Origin of the sequence: Aquimarina hainanensis, from assembly GCF_042684685.1 — a bacterium.
GTDB classification, from domain to species: domain Bacteria; phylum Bacteroidota; class Bacteroidia; order Flavobacteriales; family Flavobacteriaceae; genus Aquimarina; species Aquimarina hainanensis.
This window is the reverse complement of the sequence record NZ_JBHULX010000004.1, coordinates 318,879-335,378: the sequence shown is the minus strand read 5'-3', so window position 1 is coordinate 335,378 and position 16,500 is coordinate 318,879. Positions and strand designations below refer to the sequence as shown.

The 16,500-nt window shown below is 35.6% G+C and carries 21 protein-coding genes; 17 read left to right on the top strand and 4 right to left on the bottom strand.

Annotated elements, in window-relative coordinates; genetic code table 11:
- Positions 1-102: 102 nt before the first annotated feature.
- The 12 genes from ACFSTE_RS06880 to ACFSTE_RS06825 all read left to right on the top strand — a co-directional run bounded on the left by ACFSTE_RS06880 (position 103) and on the right by ACFSTE_RS06825 (position 7,625).
- Positions 103-417 carry a DUF4286 family protein gene (locus ACFSTE_RS06880; protein WP_176028472.1) on the top strand — a complete coding sequence of 105 codons (315 nt, stop codon included), beginning with the start codon at positions 103-105 and terminating at the stop codon, positions 415-417.
- Positions 410-1,267, top strand: a complete 858-nt coding sequence (gene rsmA, locus ACFSTE_RS06875) for a 16S rRNA (adenine(1518)-N(6)/adenine(1519)-N(6))-dimethyltransferase RsmA (protein WP_176028471.1) — start codon at positions 410-412, stop codon at positions 1,265-1,267. The genes ACFSTE_RS06880 and rsmA overlap by 8 nt, the downstream gene beginning before the upstream one ends.
- Before the next feature lie 120 nt (positions 1,268-1,387).
- The gene (gene mgtE / locus ACFSTE_RS06870; RefSeq protein WP_378257444.1) at positions 1,388-2,743 is read left to right on the top strand and encodes a magnesium transporter; all 1,356 of its coding nucleotides are present in this window, start codon (positions 1,388-1,390) and stop codon (positions 2,741-2,743) included.
- Positions 2,744-2,848: 105 nt separating this feature from the next.
- Positions 2,849-3,214: a cupin domain-containing protein gene (locus ACFSTE_RS06865; RefSeq protein WP_378298047.1), complete on the top strand. Its 366-nt coding sequence runs from the start codon at positions 2,849-2,851 to the stop codon at positions 3,212-3,214.
- Between the two features lie 8 nt (positions 3,215-3,222).
- Entirely contained in the window at positions 3,223-4,164 is a 942-nt protein-coding gene (locus tag ACFSTE_RS06860) for a 2-hydroxyacid dehydrogenase (protein ID WP_378257448.1), read from the top strand.
- Positions 4,165-4,169: 5 nt separating this feature from the next.
- Positions 4,170-4,781 carry an HD domain-containing protein gene (locus tag ACFSTE_RS06855; RefSeq protein WP_378298045.1) on the top strand — a complete coding sequence of 204 codons (612 nt, stop codon included), beginning with the start codon at positions 4,170-4,172 and terminating at the stop codon, positions 4,779-4,781.
- A gap of 69 nt (positions 4,782-4,850) precedes the next feature.
- The gene (locus tag ACFSTE_RS06850; protein WP_378257452.1) at positions 4,851-5,300 is read left to right on the top strand and encodes a DUF1801 domain-containing protein; all 450 of its coding nucleotides are present in this window, start codon (positions 4,851-4,853) and stop codon (positions 5,298-5,300) included.
- A gap of 125 nt (positions 5,301-5,425) precedes the next feature.
- Complete coding sequence (locus tag ACFSTE_RS06845; protein WP_176028465.1) at positions 5,426-5,782, top strand: TM2 domain-containing protein; 357 nt, start codon at positions 5,426-5,428, stop codon at positions 5,780-5,782.
- 82 nt (positions 5,783-5,864) lie between these two features.
- A complete protein-coding gene (locus tag ACFSTE_RS06840; protein ID WP_176028464.1) occupies positions 5,865-6,188 on the top strand; it encodes an ArsR/SmtB family transcription factor in 324 nt (107 codons plus the stop codon).
- A gap of 21 nt (positions 6,189-6,209) precedes the next feature.
- On the top strand, positions 6,210-6,698 hold the full coding sequence (locus tag ACFSTE_RS06835; protein WP_378257454.1) for a DUF6428 family protein: 489 nt from the start codon (positions 6,210-6,212) through the stop codon (positions 6,696-6,698).
- A gap of 10 nt (positions 6,699-6,708) precedes the next feature.
- Complete coding sequence (locus ACFSTE_RS06830) at positions 6,709-7,188, top strand: GNAT family N-acetyltransferase (RefSeq protein WP_176028462.1); 480 nt, start codon at positions 6,709-6,711, stop codon at positions 7,186-7,188.
- Between the two features lie 20 nt (positions 7,189-7,208).
- Positions 7,209-7,625, top strand: coding sequence for an arsenate reductase ArsC (locus ACFSTE_RS06825; RefSeq protein ID WP_378257457.1), 417 nt, complete (start codon positions 7,209-7,211; stop codon positions 7,623-7,625).
- 28 nt (positions 7,626-7,653) lie between these two features.
- On the opposite strand, the gene ACFSTE_RS06820 is transcribed toward ACFSTE_RS06825, so the two are convergent.
- Genes ACFSTE_RS06820 through ACFSTE_RS06805 form a run of 4 tightly spaced genes read right to left on the bottom strand, consistent with a single transcriptional unit; the run spans position 7,654 to position 12,024 of the window.
- On the bottom strand, positions 7,654-9,465 hold the full coding sequence (locus ACFSTE_RS06820) for a GNAT family N-acyltransferase (RefSeq protein WP_378257459.1): 1,812 nt from the start codon (positions 9,463-9,465) through the stop codon (positions 7,654-7,656).
- A 54-nt stretch (positions 9,466-9,519) separates the two neighbouring features.
- Positions 9,520-10,776 (bottom strand): aspartate kinase, encoded by a 1,257-nt coding sequence (locus ACFSTE_RS06815; RefSeq protein WP_176028459.1) that lies wholly within the window; start codon positions 10,774-10,776, stop codon positions 9,520-9,522.
- 14 nt (positions 10,777-10,790) lie between these two features.
- On the bottom strand, positions 10,791-11,534 hold the full coding sequence (locus tag ACFSTE_RS06810) for a carbon-nitrogen hydrolase family protein (protein ID WP_378257461.1): 744 nt from the start codon (positions 11,532-11,534) through the stop codon (positions 10,791-10,793).
- 7 nt (positions 11,535-11,541) lie between these two features.
- Entirely contained in the window at positions 11,542-12,024 is a 483-nt protein-coding gene (locus ACFSTE_RS06805; RefSeq protein WP_176028457.1) for a GNAT family N-acetyltransferase, read from the bottom strand.
- A 157-nt stretch (positions 12,025-12,181) separates the two neighbouring features.
- Between ACFSTE_RS06805 and fbp the strand changes: the two genes are divergently transcribed.
- The 5 genes from fbp to ACFSTE_RS06780 all read left to right on the top strand — a co-directional run bounded on the left by fbp (position 12,182) and on the right by ACFSTE_RS06780 (position 16,486).
- The gene (gene fbp, locus ACFSTE_RS06800) at positions 12,182-13,180 is read left to right on the top strand and encodes a class 1 fructose-bisphosphatase (RefSeq protein ID WP_176028456.1); all 999 of its coding nucleotides are present in this window, start codon (positions 12,182-12,184) and stop codon (positions 13,178-13,180) included.
- An 88-nt stretch (positions 13,181-13,268) separates the two neighbouring features.
- On the top strand, positions 13,269-13,622 hold the full coding sequence (locus ACFSTE_RS06795) for a fructose 1,6-bisphosphatase (protein WP_176028455.1): 354 nt from the start codon (positions 13,269-13,271) through the stop codon (positions 13,620-13,622).
- Between the two features lie 18 nt (positions 13,623-13,640).
- Positions 13,641-14,465 (top strand): cell envelope biogenesis protein OmpA, encoded by an 825-nt coding sequence (locus tag ACFSTE_RS06790; RefSeq protein WP_176028454.1) that lies wholly within the window; start codon positions 13,641-13,643, stop codon positions 14,463-14,465.
- Positions 14,452-14,943 carry a Rab family GTPase gene (locus ACFSTE_RS06785; protein WP_176028453.1) on the top strand — a complete coding sequence of 164 codons (492 nt, stop codon included), beginning with the start codon at positions 14,452-14,454 and terminating at the stop codon, positions 14,941-14,943. Before ACFSTE_RS06790 ends, ACFSTE_RS06785 begins: the two co-directional genes overlap by 14 nt.
- A gap of 4 nt (positions 14,944-14,947) precedes the next feature.
- A complete protein-coding gene (locus ACFSTE_RS06780; RefSeq protein ID WP_378257465.1) occupies positions 14,948-16,486 on the top strand; it encodes an ATP-binding response regulator in 1,539 nt (512 codons plus the stop codon).
- Positions 16,487-16,500: the final 14 nt, after the last annotated feature.

Genomic DNA, 16,500 nt, shown 5'->3' with positions numbered 1-16,500 from the left:
ATGAGCTGAACAATCAAATATATCATTCATAAGAATACCTGACTTTCCATTAGATAAACTTATCTTTGCAGCATTATCAACACCGTACTTAATTAATTTCTTATGTACATTTACAATGTGACCATCAACGTAGAAGAGAGCATCCATGAAGAATGGATTGAATGGATGAAAAAAGAACACATTCCACAAATGTTAGCTACTGGAAAATTCAGCAAAGCCTTAATGACTCGTGTTCTGGTCGAAGAAGAGATGGGAGGAATCACATATTCTGTTCAGTACACGACAGAAAACAAAGAAACTTTGCAGCAATACTATACTGAGAATGCCGAGAAACTACGTGCAGAATCCAACCGATTTGCTGGTAAATTTGTTGCTTTTAGAACAGAATTAGAAATCCTTAGTGAACAGCATGTCTAAATCCAAAAAAAACAGAAAGCACTCATCAAGAGACTATAACAGACCTGAAAAAACTGCCGTAAAAGCAAAAAAACATTTAGGACAACATTTCTTAAAAGATGAGAATATTGCTCAACAAATTGGAGATACGCTAACATTACAGGGATATAAAAACGTATTGGAAATTGGTCCGGGAATGGGAGTACTAACCAAATACATTCTCCCCAAAGACGTGGACTTTATAGCAATGGATCTAGACACTGAATCCATTGAGTACCTTATGAATAGTTTTCGGATTGAACATGCCTCATCTATTTCTCATAAAAAATTATTTCAGGTACTAGAAGCAGACTTTCTTAAATACGACTTAGACAATCTTTTTGAGAAACAACAATTTGCCATTACAGGAAATTTCCCTTATAACATTTCTTCTCAGATCATTTTCAAAATGTTAACCCATAAGGAAAGGGTTCCCGAATTAACAGGAATGTTTCAAAAAGAGGTAGCACAGCGTATATGCGAAAAAAGCGGCACTAAAGCCTATGGGATTTTGTCTGTCCTTACCCAAGCGTTCTACGATGCTGAGTATCTATTTACAGTACCTCCTGATGTTTTTAATCCCCCTCCCAAAGTCGACAGCGGTGTTATTCGACTAATTCGAAAAAAAGAAACTTCTCTTCCCTGTTCTGAAAAATTGTTTTTTACTGTTGTAAAGACTGCTTTTGGACAACGTCGCAAAACACTTAGAAACAGCCTAAAATCTTTTTCGCTGAATGATGAAAAAAAATCACTCGACATTATGAACAAACGTCCAGAACAACTCAACGTACAACAATTCATAGAACTTACTTTATTACTGGAACAAGAATAAAAGCTTCTTCGTTCGTTATACTATAAAAAAACATTTTTGATTTAACACATTCCTAAAGTTCAGTTAAATTCTTTGATTATCTTTGCGAAAAGTTTCTAACCCCCTATTAAATTATACTGTATGCCATTTGAGATATCAGGCGAACTTATCACCAAGGTCAAATCTTTTATTGAAGAAAAGGACAATGCTCAGCTAGAAACTTTCCTCAATGAATTTCATTTTGCCGATATCGCAGAAATCATCACAGAACTCACCATTAAAGAAGCGACCTATTTAATAAAACTATTAGATAGTGAAAAAACCTCTGAAGCCTTAATGGAGTTAGAGGAAGACTTAAGGGAACGTATTCTAGAAAACTTATCTGCAAAGGAAATTGCAGAAGAAATTGAAGAAATGGACACCGATGATGCTGCGGATATCATTTCTGAACTTCCTGAGAACAGAGTAGAAAACATCATTGCTCAAATCGAAGATGAAGAACATGCGGAGCATATTGTTGAGCTTCTAAAATACGATGAGGATACCGCTGGAGGACTCATGGCTAAGGAGCTTGTAAAGGTAAAAGAAAGCTGGACTGTAGCCGGTTGTGTCAGAGAAATGAGAGCGCAGGCAGAAAATGTAACACGAGTGCACTCAATTTATGTAGTTGACAAAGATGGAAAATTAAAAGGAAGATTATCTTTAAAAGATCTCCTGACAGCTTCTACCAAATCTCATATCAGCGAAGTCTACATAAAAAAAGTAGACTATGTAACAGTAGACACAGAAGGTGAAGATGTTGCCAGGATTATGCAAAAATATGATCTGGAAGCTATCCCTGTCGTAGATAATGATGACATCCTTGTCGGACGTATTACCATAGATGATATTGTAGATTTCATAAAAGAAGAAGCCGAAAAGGATTATCAGTTAGCAGCTGGTATCTCTCAGGATGTTGAAGCGGATGATAATGTATGGGAACTAACAAGAGCTCGTCTCCCCTGGTTAATTTTGGGATTATTAGGAGGACTAGGAAGCGTATTCATTATGCAGGATTATGAAGAAATCATGAATGATGACCGATATAAAACCTTATTCTTTTACACCCCGTTAATTGCTGCGATGGCAGGAAATGTAGGAGTTCAATCTTCTGCAATTATCGTACAGGGATTAGCAAACGATGTTGTCAAAGGAAGCTTATGGAACCGTCTTCTGAAAGAAATTAGTTTAAGCCTTATCAACGGAACTGCTTTAGCCGTATTGGTTATTATTTTTGGATTTTTCTTTGGAAATCCTTTGCCATTTAGTCTCACTATAGCAGCAGCTCTTATGTGTGTTATCATAGTAGCAGCATTGATCGGAACTTTTGTTCCTATTATTCTAGACAAGAGAGGAATTGATCCAGCCATTGCCACAGGTCCTTTTATCACTACCAGCAATGATATTTTTGGTATTTTTCTCTTTTTCTTTATTGCCAAAATCATTCTTGGAATCTGAGTAACACTTTATGCTTCGATTTATATTCATTTTTATAATTAAACGTTAACACCCCTTCAAGCACCCGGAAAAATACGTATCTTGTTTGTTATTATTCGTTATAACATGGAAGTAATCAACATCCAAAAAAAGCTTTCTAAATTCGACAAGCAATGGCATCCTCACCGTATCACTATAGTAGATGACCACCAAGTATATCTTTCTAAAATTTCAGGAGATTTTATATGGCATACTCATGAAGATTCTGATGAATTATTCCATGTAGTCAAAGGAACCTTATACATGAAATTTAGAGAAAGAACAGTGCAGGTAAATGCCGGAGAGATGCTTCTTGTCCCTAAGGGAACAGAACATTGTCCTTCTACTAAAAATGGCGAAGAAGTACACCTTCTTGTATTCGAAAAACTAAATACGAAACACACAGGAAATACAACCACAAAAAAGACAATTTCTGATTACCCAACAATTTAAACCATTTCATGAAGATATTACACCTAGACAGTAACCATCCTTTATTAAAAAATGAATTATCCGAATTAGGTTTTACCAACCATGAAGATTTCTCTTCTACTAAAGAAGAAATTGAAGAGATAATCTACGCATATGATGGAATTATCATTCGCAGTCGATTTGCCATTGACCAAACCTTTCTGGACAAAGCTACAAACTTAAAATTCATTGGAAGAGTTGGTGCTGGTCTAGAAAATATAGATACCACTTATGCAGCATCAAAAGGAATTCGTCTTTTTAATGCTCCTGAAGGCAATCGAAATGCAGTAGGAGAACATGCGCTGGGAATGCTTTTATCCCTCTTCAACAAACTAAACAAAGCTGATCACGAAGTAAGAAACGGACAATGGCTTAGAGAAGACAACAGGGGTATCGAATTAGACCTAAAAACAGTAAGCATTATTGGATATGGAAACATGGGACGAGCATTCGCCAGAAAACTTCGAGGTTTTGATGTAGAGGTCATCTGTTATGACATCAAAGAAGATGTAGAAAACAGCGATGCCACCCAAGTTGATTTGCAAGAAATTTTTGAAAAAACCGATGTTTTGAGTCTTCATACTCCAGAAACTCCCGAAACCATTGGAATGATTCATAAAGAATTCATTAATAAATTCGCCAAACCTTTTTGGCTCATCAACACTGCCCGGGGAAAAAGCGTTGTTACCGAAGACCTGGTAGATGCCATGGAAGAAGGGAAAATCCTCGGTGCCGGACTCGATGTGTTAGAGTACGAAAAATCATCATTTGAAAACCTATTTACTTCAAAAAATGAAATGCCTACTCCTTTTAAAAAATTATTAAATATGCCTAATGTTCTTTTGAGTCCTCACGTAGCCGGATGGACAATAGAGTCCAAAGAGAAGTTAGCCTCAACCATTGTACATAAAATAAAATCTGAGTTTTGCTAAAACAAGTGTTTCTTAACCTATGCGAATCATATACTGATGATTTCCTAAAAACTACCTCCTTGTGGAACGAGATAGAAAAAGAACACACAAAACCTAATCGATATTATCACAATATTTCACATCTAGTGCATATATACCAACAGCTCTTATCCATAAAACCAGAAATTATCGACTGGGACATATTACTTTTTTCTCTGTTTTATCATGATTTTATATATAATATCCTAAAGAAAAACAATGAAGAAGCAAGTGCTGACAAAGCTGTCCAAGTACTCAACAATCTACAACACATTTCGAAAGAACGCATCGACAATTGTCATCAAATAATTTTAGCTACTAAAAATCATCAAATCAACACCAACAGCGATGTTAACTATTTCACAGATGCTGATTTATCGATTCTCGGAGCTTCCTGGCAAACATATACCACTTACATCAATAACATTCGCAAAGAATATAAATTATACCCAGACTTTCTTTACAACAAAGGCAGAAAACAAGTGCTCCGGCAACTATTAGCTATGCCACAGCTCTACAAAACACCTCATTTCAAAAAACAATACGAGCTTCAAGCAAGGCAAAATATCACAGCTGAGATAAAGCTTCTAGAAAATTAACAGGCATAATTTTAGTATATTTAACTACTATATTACTCGCTAACATAAAATTCGCAGCTGTGAAATCCAATGCTACAACCCCCGAAGAATACATCGCTTCATTACCAGAGGAAAGAAAAAAAAGCCATTGCTGCCTTGAGAAAAGTAATTTTAAACAATATTCCCGAAGGATTTTCAGAAGTAATAAGTTATGGGATGATCGGGTATGTAATTCCTCATGAAATATACCCAGAAGGATACCATTGCGATCCGGAATTACCCTTACCTTTTTTAAACATTGCTTCACAGAAAAACCATATTGCTGTTTATCACGCCGGTATATATGCTGATAAAAAACTACTTGACTGGTTCACTAATGAATACTCAAAACACAGCACAAGAAAGTTAGATATGGGAAAAAGTTGTATTCGTTTTAGAAAAGCAGACCAAATACCCTTAGAACTTATTGGAGAATTAGCTTCAAAGATCTCTACATCAGAATGGATTTCTCTTTATGAATCAAACATAAAGAAGAAATAAACTGAACCCCAACCACTTATTAATATCACAAAACACAATAAAGCTTTTCTTTAGAAACATTCTATGTAAATTAATTTTTGTACTTTTCCTTTCAATTTAATACTAATCAATTTTAATAAACCACTATGAGCGAGGAAAACAACAACCTTGGGGATGATATTAAAAAAGGAGCAGAAGAAGCTTTTGAAACTGCCAAAGAAACTGCTAATGAGTTTGCAGAAGAAGTAAAAGACACTTTTAACAACGCTTCTGGCGAAAACAAAAAAGTTATGGCAGGAATCTTAGGAATTCTTATAGGTTCTTTAGGTATCCATAAATTCATTCTGGGATATACCAAAGAAGGTATTATTCAAATTATCATTACGTTCGTAACTTGTGGAGCAGGTGGACTAATAGGATTAATAGAAGGTATTATCTATCTTACCAAGTCTGACGAAGAGTTTTATCAAACATATCAGGTAGGCAAAAAACCCTGGTTCTAAACACATAAAAACCGAAAAACACCACTTTCGGTTTTTTTTATTTATTCTATTATCGTAATATTGCAATATTAAGTTAATAAAAATGGGAATTACTAAAAACCAAATTTTCAGTCAGGAACAAAATGAACTTGCCCAATTCTTTAAAGTACTGGGACATCCGGCAAGAATTGCAATTTTGCAATACATAAGCACTCAAAACACATGTATATGTAATGATATTGTAGAAGAAATAGGATTGGCACAAGCAACCATCTCTCAACATCTTAGAGAGCTTAAAAGTATTGGATTATTAAAAGGTGAAATCGACGGAAAAAGTATTTGTTACTGTATCAATATCGATCGATGGAATGAAATCCATCAAATTTTACATTCCTTTTTTAATACTACAAAAAACAACTGTTGTTAAACCGGCATAAAATAAAACACAATGAACACATCAGAATTCATATCTATACTAACTGAGCACCCTCATTCACAACTCATTTTCGAATACACTCCAGGGCAATTTGTCGGCACGAATTACCATATCACAGAGGTAAAACACATCTCAATAGAATCTGTAGACTGTGGAGCCGGAACAAGTTCCTGGAAGGAAACGGTTATCCAATTATGGGAAAGCCCAAAGGAAATCGGCAAAAAAGAATATATGAAAACCCAAAAGGCAATCGAAATATTAGCCAAGGTTGGACAAATAAAGCCATACCAAATGGACGCCCCTCTAAAAATAGAATACGGAAATAACACATTCCACACTTCTCAACTCCATATAGAATCATATGAAAGCACAAAAGAAGATTTAATTATAAAACTTTCTCTTGATCAAACAGATTGCAAGGCTAAAGAGACATGTGGCGTTCCTGCAAAAGAAACCTTCCAACAAGAAACAGCCTGCTCTCCGGGTAGTGGTTGTTGCTAAAAAAACATTAATGATCACATTTTCACATTTTGACAAAGAAGACTGGCCTGATATTTCCGAGATCTATCAGGAAGGAATCAATACAAAAATGGCAACTTTTGAAACGCAACTTCCCGATTGGTCACAATGGGATCAAACCCACATTCAACGTTGCAGAATAAAAGCGCTAAAAAATGGAATCATCATTGGTTGGGCTGCACTCTCCCCTATTTCCAAACGAGAAGTATACAAGGGAGTTGCAGAAGTAAGTATATACATTTCCAAATCATTCAGGCATCAGAAAATAGGCACTCACCTTCTACACACATTAATCGAAGAAAGCAAAAAAGAAGGTTTTTGGACACTACAAGCAAATATATTCAGTATCAACACTGCAAGTATACGACTTCATCAAAAAGCAGGGTTCAGAGTTGTTGGCATTAGAGAAAAAATTGCTCGATTAGATGGTGAATGGTACGACAACACCTTATTAGAAAAAAGACACAATTAAACAAAACAAATATAATCATCATGAAAAAAATCCTCGTTTTATGTACTGGTAACTCTTGCAGAAGTCAAATGGCAGAAGGCTATCTCAGACATTTTGCCAAAGAAGCAGCAACGATATATAGTGCTGGAGTCGAAACACACGGCGTAAACCCCAGAGCTATCAGCATCATGAAAGAAGACGGTATTGATATTTCCTCTCACACATCCAATAACCTGGATGAATATCTCGATATCACTTTTGACTATATTCTTACAGTATGTGACAATGCAAAAGAGCGATGCCCTTTCTTCCCTGGAAAAGCAGAAAGATTTCATTACAATTTCTTTGACCCTTCCAAAATAACAGGAACAGAAGAAGAAATTCATAAAGCATTTGAAAAAACAAGAAATGAAATCAAAACTTACTGTGATAATTTTATTGAAGATAACGTAGCTTAAACAAAAAGGCAGCTATTTGCTGCCTTTTTTATTTTTCTTCTACTGCTTTAAAATATTTTTGTTCCAACTCTGCCTGAAATTCTTCCATTACAGGTTTAACCGTACTATCGGGCAGATCCGAAATCCTGATATACATCAATCCATCCACTGCATTGTTAAATAACGGATCTACATTAAATGCCACTACTTTTGCATTTTGCTTGATATACTTTTTAATCAATACAGGGATACGAAGACTTCCTGGTTCTATCTCATCTATAATCTTATCAAACTTGTTCAGATCACTTCGACTCTCATCAAAAACAAAATCTTTATCCGCATCATTCAACTTTACCTTAAATTCTTTTTTAGGCCGTACGTATTGAGCCACATATGGATCGTAATAATGCGACTTCATAAACTCGATCATTAACGATTTAGAAAAGTTACTAAACCTATTACTAATACTAACTCCTCCTATCAGGTATTTATGTTCCGGAAAGCGAAGCGTACAATGAACGATTCCCTTCCACAATAAAAATAGCGGCATTGGTCGTTGTTGGTACTCTTTAATAATAAACGCTCTTCCCATTTCGATAGACTCGCTCATCATCTTATGAAGTTCTGGTTCAAATCGAAAAAGATCCTGAAGATAAAAACCATCTATTCCAAACTTAGCATAGATTTCCGATCCCATTCCCATTCGGTATGCTCCAGCTATCTTCTTAGCATCATTATCCCATAAAAACATATGATGATAATAATCATCAAAAGGGTCCAAATCAAGTGAATTATTGGTTCCTTCTCCTATTGCTCTAAATGTAATCTCCCTAAGACGCCCTATCTCATGAAGAATATTGGGCACACACTTCTTAGTTGCCAAAAACACCTCATAATTTTTACTTGCCAAAAGACGCTTATCATTCTCCCTACAAAATTGTAATTCAGCTTCTATTTTATTTTTATTTCCTTCCAAAGCAATTTGTTTTGGAAGTTTAGGAAGTTTGAGATTTTGAGGGATTGATTCTCTCAATGTTTTCTTCTCGTACGGATTTGCCAGCATATATGTCTTCTTTCTCAGAAAACTGGTAAAATCTTCCAAACATGTATGTTCTTGCTGATCTTTTACTGAGACGGCATGACCAATCCGAACTTTTATCACTCGTTTTTCCTGAGAAAATAGCTCACTTGGTAATTTTGCTGTTCTCAAACTGTCATGAATAGCTGCTAATCGGTAAAACAAACGACTATTTCTCGCGTGAAAATAAATAGGTACAACTGGTACGTTTGCCTTCTGCACCAAGCGCATAGCTCCCGGCTCCCATGGTCTGTCTACAATATTTTTACCTTCTTTAAAGGTTGAAACTTCTCCTGCAGGAAAAATCCCTATCGGATGTCCTTCCGAAAGATGCTGAATCGCTTCTTTAATTCCTTTTAGACTTGACTTTGCATCTTTTTTATCTTCAAAAGGATTTACTGGTAAAATAAATGGTTTTAACGGATCAAAGTTCTGCAATAAAAAATTCGCCATTATCTTGGAATCCGATCTCTTCTCCAATAATAATTTTAATAAAATAATTCCGTCTAATCCTCCCAAAGGATGATTAGACAATGTGATAAAAGCTCCATTTTTTGGTAACCTTTTTAAATCTTCTTCAGGTACTTCAAAAGTAACTCCATACATCTCCAAAGCTTTTTCAAGAAATTCCAATCCTTCAAAATGACTTATAGAGCTATATTGCCTGTTAATTTTTGACAACCTTGTGATCTTCAGAATGATCCATCCAATAAAAGTCCCAATAAAACCTAACTTATCCAATTTTAGCCCTTTGGCTACTTCTCTTGAGGTTACTATCGACATAAATCTGTTTTGCGCGCTAACTACAAATATAGCAAATTCGCTGAATTCAATGAGCTATTGTTTAACAATCATCTGAAACGTTTCTCTTGTGGATTGCTTCAATAAAACGTCCTTATCCCCCTCTATTTTCTGCACTGCCTCTTTTGTAAAATGCCGTATGGTATACAAGGATACGTTTTTCTCAAAATTAACAGCAAATTTCAATTTCAACTTATCTGCCACAGTGTCAAACAGATTAAATTTATCTTCTACACAAACAGAGAAACTTATAGCCGAATTTTGTATCAAATCTACCTTTAATTTATAGCGGTCAAAAAGCTCAAATATTTCGCTTATATTTTTTTCTACAATAAATGAAAAGTCCAGAGATGAAAGTGAGAGTAATATCTGATCTTTTTTTACAATATAGCATGGCATATATGGCACAAGGGCTTGTCCTTTTTTTACTGATGTCCCAGGATTAGCAGGATGCAAAAAAGATTTGACATACAAAGGAATTTCTTTTCGTTGTAATGGTTGTAGTGTTTTGGGGTGAATCACCGAAGCCCCATAAAAAGCAAGCTCTATTGCTTCCTCATATGAAATTTCCTGTAGCAACTCTGTCCCTTCGAATACTCTTGGGTCTCCATTTAGAACACCCGGAACATCTTTCCAGATAGTGACATTTTCTGCATGCAAGCAGTAGGCAAAAATCCCAGCCGTATAATCACTTCCTTCCCTCCCCAGTGTAGTAGAAAAGTTATTGATATCAGAACCGATAAATCCCTGAGTAACATAAATTCCCCCTTCTGACACTACTTCTTTCCTAATATTCTCTTCCGTCCAATCCCAATCCACCTTAGCTCGTCTATACCCGTTATCTGTCTTAATTACATTTCTAGCATCCAGCCACTGATTAGCAACTCCTACAAACATTAAATATTCACTCAAAATAACAGTAGAGAACAATTCTCCATACCCCACAATCTGATCATAACAATAATCATATTGTTTTGATTTATTTCTTTCCAACGTTGTTCTTAAATCCAGGAATAACGCCTGAATTTTATCCTTGACATCCGTATCGTTATCTCCGAACAATTCTTTGATGATTTTAGTATGAAAATCAAATATTTTCACCAATGATTCCTCTAGACTATCCGGATGTTGCAGGTAGTTTTCTACAATAACCTCCATAGCATTTGTAGTTTTCCCCATAGCAGAAACTACAATGACTAAATCGGTAAATTCTACTGTTTTCAGAACGCGGATGACATTCCTTACTCCAGCCGCATCTTTAACCGATGCTCCCCCAAATTTGAATATTTTCATTATGTAATAACTCTTTACGGTTTATTAGTTTTAATCACCTCGCACTTCCATGAATCCCCTTCTTTGGAAGCAAGAAGAACCCCTTCCCCTTCGCTCTCCAACATTCCTATCCTATTTCCTTTTGAAGACCACACAGCACTCTTACCTGCAGACTCATAACCTCCAGAAGGTCCTCCATGATTACTCATCATTACAGTCAGGTTATAATTCATCGCGTATCGCTTTAACAAAACTTCATCTGCTTCATACCCTCCTGGTGTAATCAGAACACTTGCCAGATACACTGTAGCCTTATGCTTAAATGCTTTTTCCGGATGTGCTTCCTTTGAGATATCTGCACAGATAGCATTGTAAATTCGCTCTCCCTCATAATCAATCAACAGCCCTTCATCTCCTGAACTAACATAGTTTTCTTCTCCGTCGTGGAGGTATTGTTTTTTATAGACATCTGTTGTCCCGTCGGGGTACAATACGAACGAAGCAATATATAACTCACCCTCTTCAATGTAGGGCGCGCCAATAATCGTGATAATATGATGTTCATTAGCTAACTCATGTAATCTATGCAATCGAGCATCTCCAATATCAAAACACAATTCTTTTGCCAATGCCAACTCATAGCCGGTAAGAGAAAGCTCTGGAAAAAGAATAATATCAGCTCCTGCCTGAGAAGCCTGACGAATCATTCGCTCATGTGTGAGAATGTTCTGATCGACATTCCCTTTTTTTGAAATAGATTGAGCCAGCGCTATTTTCATGATTTTTTTATTTCACTGATTGCACATATCGATCCAAGCCTGCTTCATCCATTTGTACTAAATACCAATCTTTGAGTAAGGTCGCACCACTCTTCTCATAAAAGTCAATGGCTCCTTGGTTCCAGTTAAGCACTGCCCATTCTACTCGCCGAACTCCTTTTTCCTTTGCATAGGTAAGTACCTTAGAATATAGCGCTTTACCCAATCCTGTTCCTCTCATAGATTCCCGCACAATTAAATCCTCTAAGTGAACCGAACGTCCCTTCCAGGTAGAAAACCGATCGTACACCAATGCAATTCCTACTATTTCTTTTTCCACCTCAGCAACAAAACAATGAAACAATGGATGTGCTCCGAACCCTTCTTTCACCATCTCTTCTACAGTTACCTCTACAGCGTCAGGCTCTTTTTCAAAAACCGCCAATTCCTTAATCAAACCAAGTACTGCCGGCATATCTTGTTCCTTCGCTTCGCGTATTACGTAATCCATAATTTGGTATTTTCTTCAAAACTAAAAATTATGAACTAATCCATCCTCCTTTTAATTATTAATATTCCAAAAAAAATAAAGTTTTCAAATAGCTTGCACGAAAACGATATAGTTAAACAAAAAATAATAATTTTGCAAAAATCTTAAACTCACTAAAATGCCAAAAAGCAATCAAACTCTTGGAGAATTTATCATTGAAAATCAAACAGATTTTCCATACGCCAGCGGAGAGCTTTCCCGCTTAATAAATTCTATCCGATTGGCTGCAAAAATGGTTAACCATGAGGTTAACAAAGCTGGTTTAGTAGACATTACAGGAGCAATAGGAGAAACAAATATACAAGGTGAAGACCAACAAAAATTGGATGTTTTAGCCAATGAAACTTTTATAAACACATTAACGAACAGAGAAATTGTATGTGGAATCGCATCAGAAGAAAATGATGATTTCATCACGATCAAAGGGCATAAGAACGATCATAAAAACAACTATGTTGTACTTATGGATCCATTGGACGGTAGCTCTAACATAGATGTTAATGTATCTGTGGGAACCATTTTCTCTATCTACAGAAGAATTACACCAACAGGAACCCCTGTTACTCTTGAAGACTTTCTTCAACCAGGAAATTTACAAGTTGCCGCAGGATATATAATTTATGGAACCTCGACCATGTTAGTATACACGACCGGTAATGGGGTAAACGGATTCACACTAAATCCGGCATTAGGTACTTACTACTTATCACATCCGAATATGAGATTCCCAGAAGATGGTAATATCTATTCTGTAAACGAAGGGAATTATATCCATTTCCCTCAAGGGATTAAAGATTATATAAAATATTGTCAGGAAGAAAAAGAAGATCGTCCATACACTTCCAGGTATATAGGCTCTTTAGTTAGTGATATTCACAGGAATATGATTAAAGGAGGAATATACATGTATCCTAGCACTTCTAAGTCTCCTAATGGGAAGCTCCGATTACTTTACGAATGTAATCCGATGGCATTTCTTACAGAGCAGGCAGGAGGAAAAGCTAGTGATGGTCATAGAAGGATTCTGGATATAAAACCTTCTGAACTTCATCAAAGAACTCCCTTTATTTGCGGTAGCAAAAACATGGTAGAAAAAGTGGAATCCTTTATGCAATAAATTCATTATTAGCAAGCTTATTATTGTTTTTAGCTTTTTTATAACTATTTTTACAATAACAGCTAGAAAATTAAACAAATAACACAGAATGGCTAAAGATACAAAAGCGACAGACCAACCTGCTGCTAATGATCAGGCTTCCAAAATTGAAGCGATCAAGAACCTCATTTTCGGAGATAATATCGCCGCATATGACTCAGAGTTCGAGCAGGTTAAGAAAGATATTTCAACAAAAAAAAATGAATTAGAAGATTTCATTGAAGAAACTCGCAAAGAACTTCATCAGGCAATCGATAATTTAAGTACCGATATAAATATCAGAATTACAGAATTGGAAGACAAGGTCGCTGATAAAGTAGAAATGCTCAACACTAAAAAAGTAGATAAAAAAGTACTGGGTGACTTACTTATCGCAATGGGTGAAAAAATCATCCAAAAGTAATCCAACTATTCCAGAAATATGGGGGAAAAGGATAAACTTAAATTACTAAAAGATCTTCTACTTACAGAAGAGCATGAGTTTGCGGATTCTATCAGCAAAAAAGTTGAAGAACTGCGTACTATTGTCCTCCAGAAAAATGAATTGTCCGAGAAAGTCGATCCGATTATCGACGATAGACTGGATGAATTCGTACAGGAAATCCCCAGTACCCTTGGGCCTACTATTACGGAAGCCCTAAAAGAAGAAATTAAAAATTCACAGGACGCTGTTGTCGAAGCATTATTTCCAATCATTGGTAAAATGATCAAGAAATATATCGCTCACGAAATGAAACTTCTCAGCGAAAATATTAGCAACAAAACCAAAAAAGCATTTTCCTTCAAAAACTGGTTCAGGAAAACAAAAGCGAAAGCACAGGGAATCAGCAGTGGAGATTTAGCCATATCCGATTATGCAAAACCAAGATTGGTGCAAATGTTTGTCATAGAGAAAAACTCAGGTATATTAATAGCCGATTATAGCCCTCTTTCAAAAGACACTATAGACAAGGAAATGGTTGCCGGGATGCTTACCGCTATCAAGAGCTTTGTAGAAGATGCTTTCGAAGGAGGAGATCAGAATCTGGAAATGATCGAATATGAATTATTCACTATTCATATTCAGAATTTTTACTCCTATTATATTGCCGCTGTTATTTCCGGGGCATATAGTATGATGTTCAAAGAAGTACTAGAAGATCAGATCATAGACTTTGCTAAAAATCATATTTCCAGAAGGGATATTGAAAACAGCGACCTATTCACTAAAAAATTAAAAAAACATTTTGCCGATGAAATTGTCTAAAAAAGTTGTATTGTTAGGACACTTCGGTGTAGGGAAATCATCGCTATTCAGACGTTTTATAGACGATGCTTTTTCTGAAGATTACAAAGTAACCTTAGGTGTTCAAATCAAGAAAAAAGTCATTCAGCTCCCTGAAGGAAAAGAACTATCTATGATTATATGGGACACAGAAGGGCATACCGATATTGAAGAAACAAGAAAATCATACTTATTAGGATCTCACGCCTTTATATATGTATTTGATGTTACCCGACCAGATACGTATAAAAACATTAACAGAGACCTGGAATATTTAAAAAACAACTACCCCAACGTATTTCTAAAAACGATTGGAAATAAAATCGATCTAGTAAACCAAAAAGAAACGATTGCTAAACTGAAAGATGAACAAGTGACTTATGACTGTTTAACCAGTGCTAAGACCAGCAAAAATGTTCATGATTTCTTTGCTGAGCTAGCTCAGCAAATAACAAAATAATCATATGTCACACCAAGAAGAAAGATTACAGTTTAATAAAAAAATACAACTGATCTCAGTTTCCTTGGATGGTATTATAACAGAAACAGACGATCACCTGTTTGATTGGAAAGAAGGTAGTTCTATATATGATGCTCACCCATTTTTTGAGATTCTCAGAAGTTTTTTAGAAGACCCTGGTGATGCTCCATCCGAATATAATTTTCCCTGTATCCATATAGAGAACAAAGACACGGAAAAAATTTGCGATGTTACTCTTAAAATAGATTCCAAAGACATTCTTATCATTCTATTTGATTATACTGTAAAATATCACGAACTGAATGCGTTTGCTCAACAAAAAAACGAATCTATTCTCAGAGCTACCAAACTTGAACTCAAGAATAAATATCTGATCGAAAAAGAAAAGTTCAAAAACAACTTTATTGCTAATATTAATCACGAAATCAGAACACCGCTTACCAGTATTCTAGGTTTTATTGAAGTATTAGAAAAAACAAAGCTGAGCTTTGAACAAAGCGAACTTTCCAGGATCATTAAACGAGAGAGCCTTCATTTGAATGCCTTAATTGATGATATGATCGATATCTCTAAAATTGAATCCGGAAAACTAAGACTGGTAGAAGAACGGTTTGCTTTTCAGGATTTGGTAGATGGGTTTGTTGAATCCTACTCAAAAGTAGCCGAGAAAAAAGGAATTGCTTTTGAAACCAATATAGATCCTAGTATACAGGAATATCTCATCGGAGATAGCGTCCGTGTATATCAGATCTTAAACAATGTCCTTAATAACGCTTTTAAGTTTACCGAAGAAGGAAGTGTCAAACTATCCATAACCAAAAACTACCAGCGAACTAACAAGTTAACGATCAACTTCAAAATAGAAGATACCGGTATTGGTATTATGGAAGAAAACCTCGAACACCTCTTCGAGCGTTTTACACGATTTAATACCGATAAGCAAATTTCGGGAACAGGATTAGGGTTAGCCATTGTTCAAAACCTGGTTGACCTGATGAATGGAGATATTAAGGTTAGCAGTGAGGTTGATAAAGGAACCATTTTTAATATAAAACTTCCATTTAAATTTGAGATTTCGAAACCTACTCCTAAAAGGAAGAAAAAGAAATATTCACTTCCTTCCTCTAAGAAAAAATTCAGGATTTTACTTGTCGAAGATGAAGAAGTAACTCAATACCTAGTCATGAAAATACTCATCACACAAGGGAGTTTCTTTGTTGATCTTGCCATTGATGGGGAAGAAGCTATTAAGTGTATAGAAAGACGAAATTACGATTTGATATTAATGGATCTTAAACTGTCGAAAATTGACGGTTATAAAGCCACCCATATGATACGAAATAATTATGGGGACAAAGTTATTTCTGAAGTACCTATAATCGGATTTACCGCCAAAGCAAATGATGCCGAAAGAGACAAATGTCTTCGATCCGGAATGGATGATTTTATAACAAAACCCTTTGAACAAAAAGATCTTTTATATAAAATCATACGACAAATAGCAAAAAAAGCTGCCGATTAAGGCAGCTTTTCTTT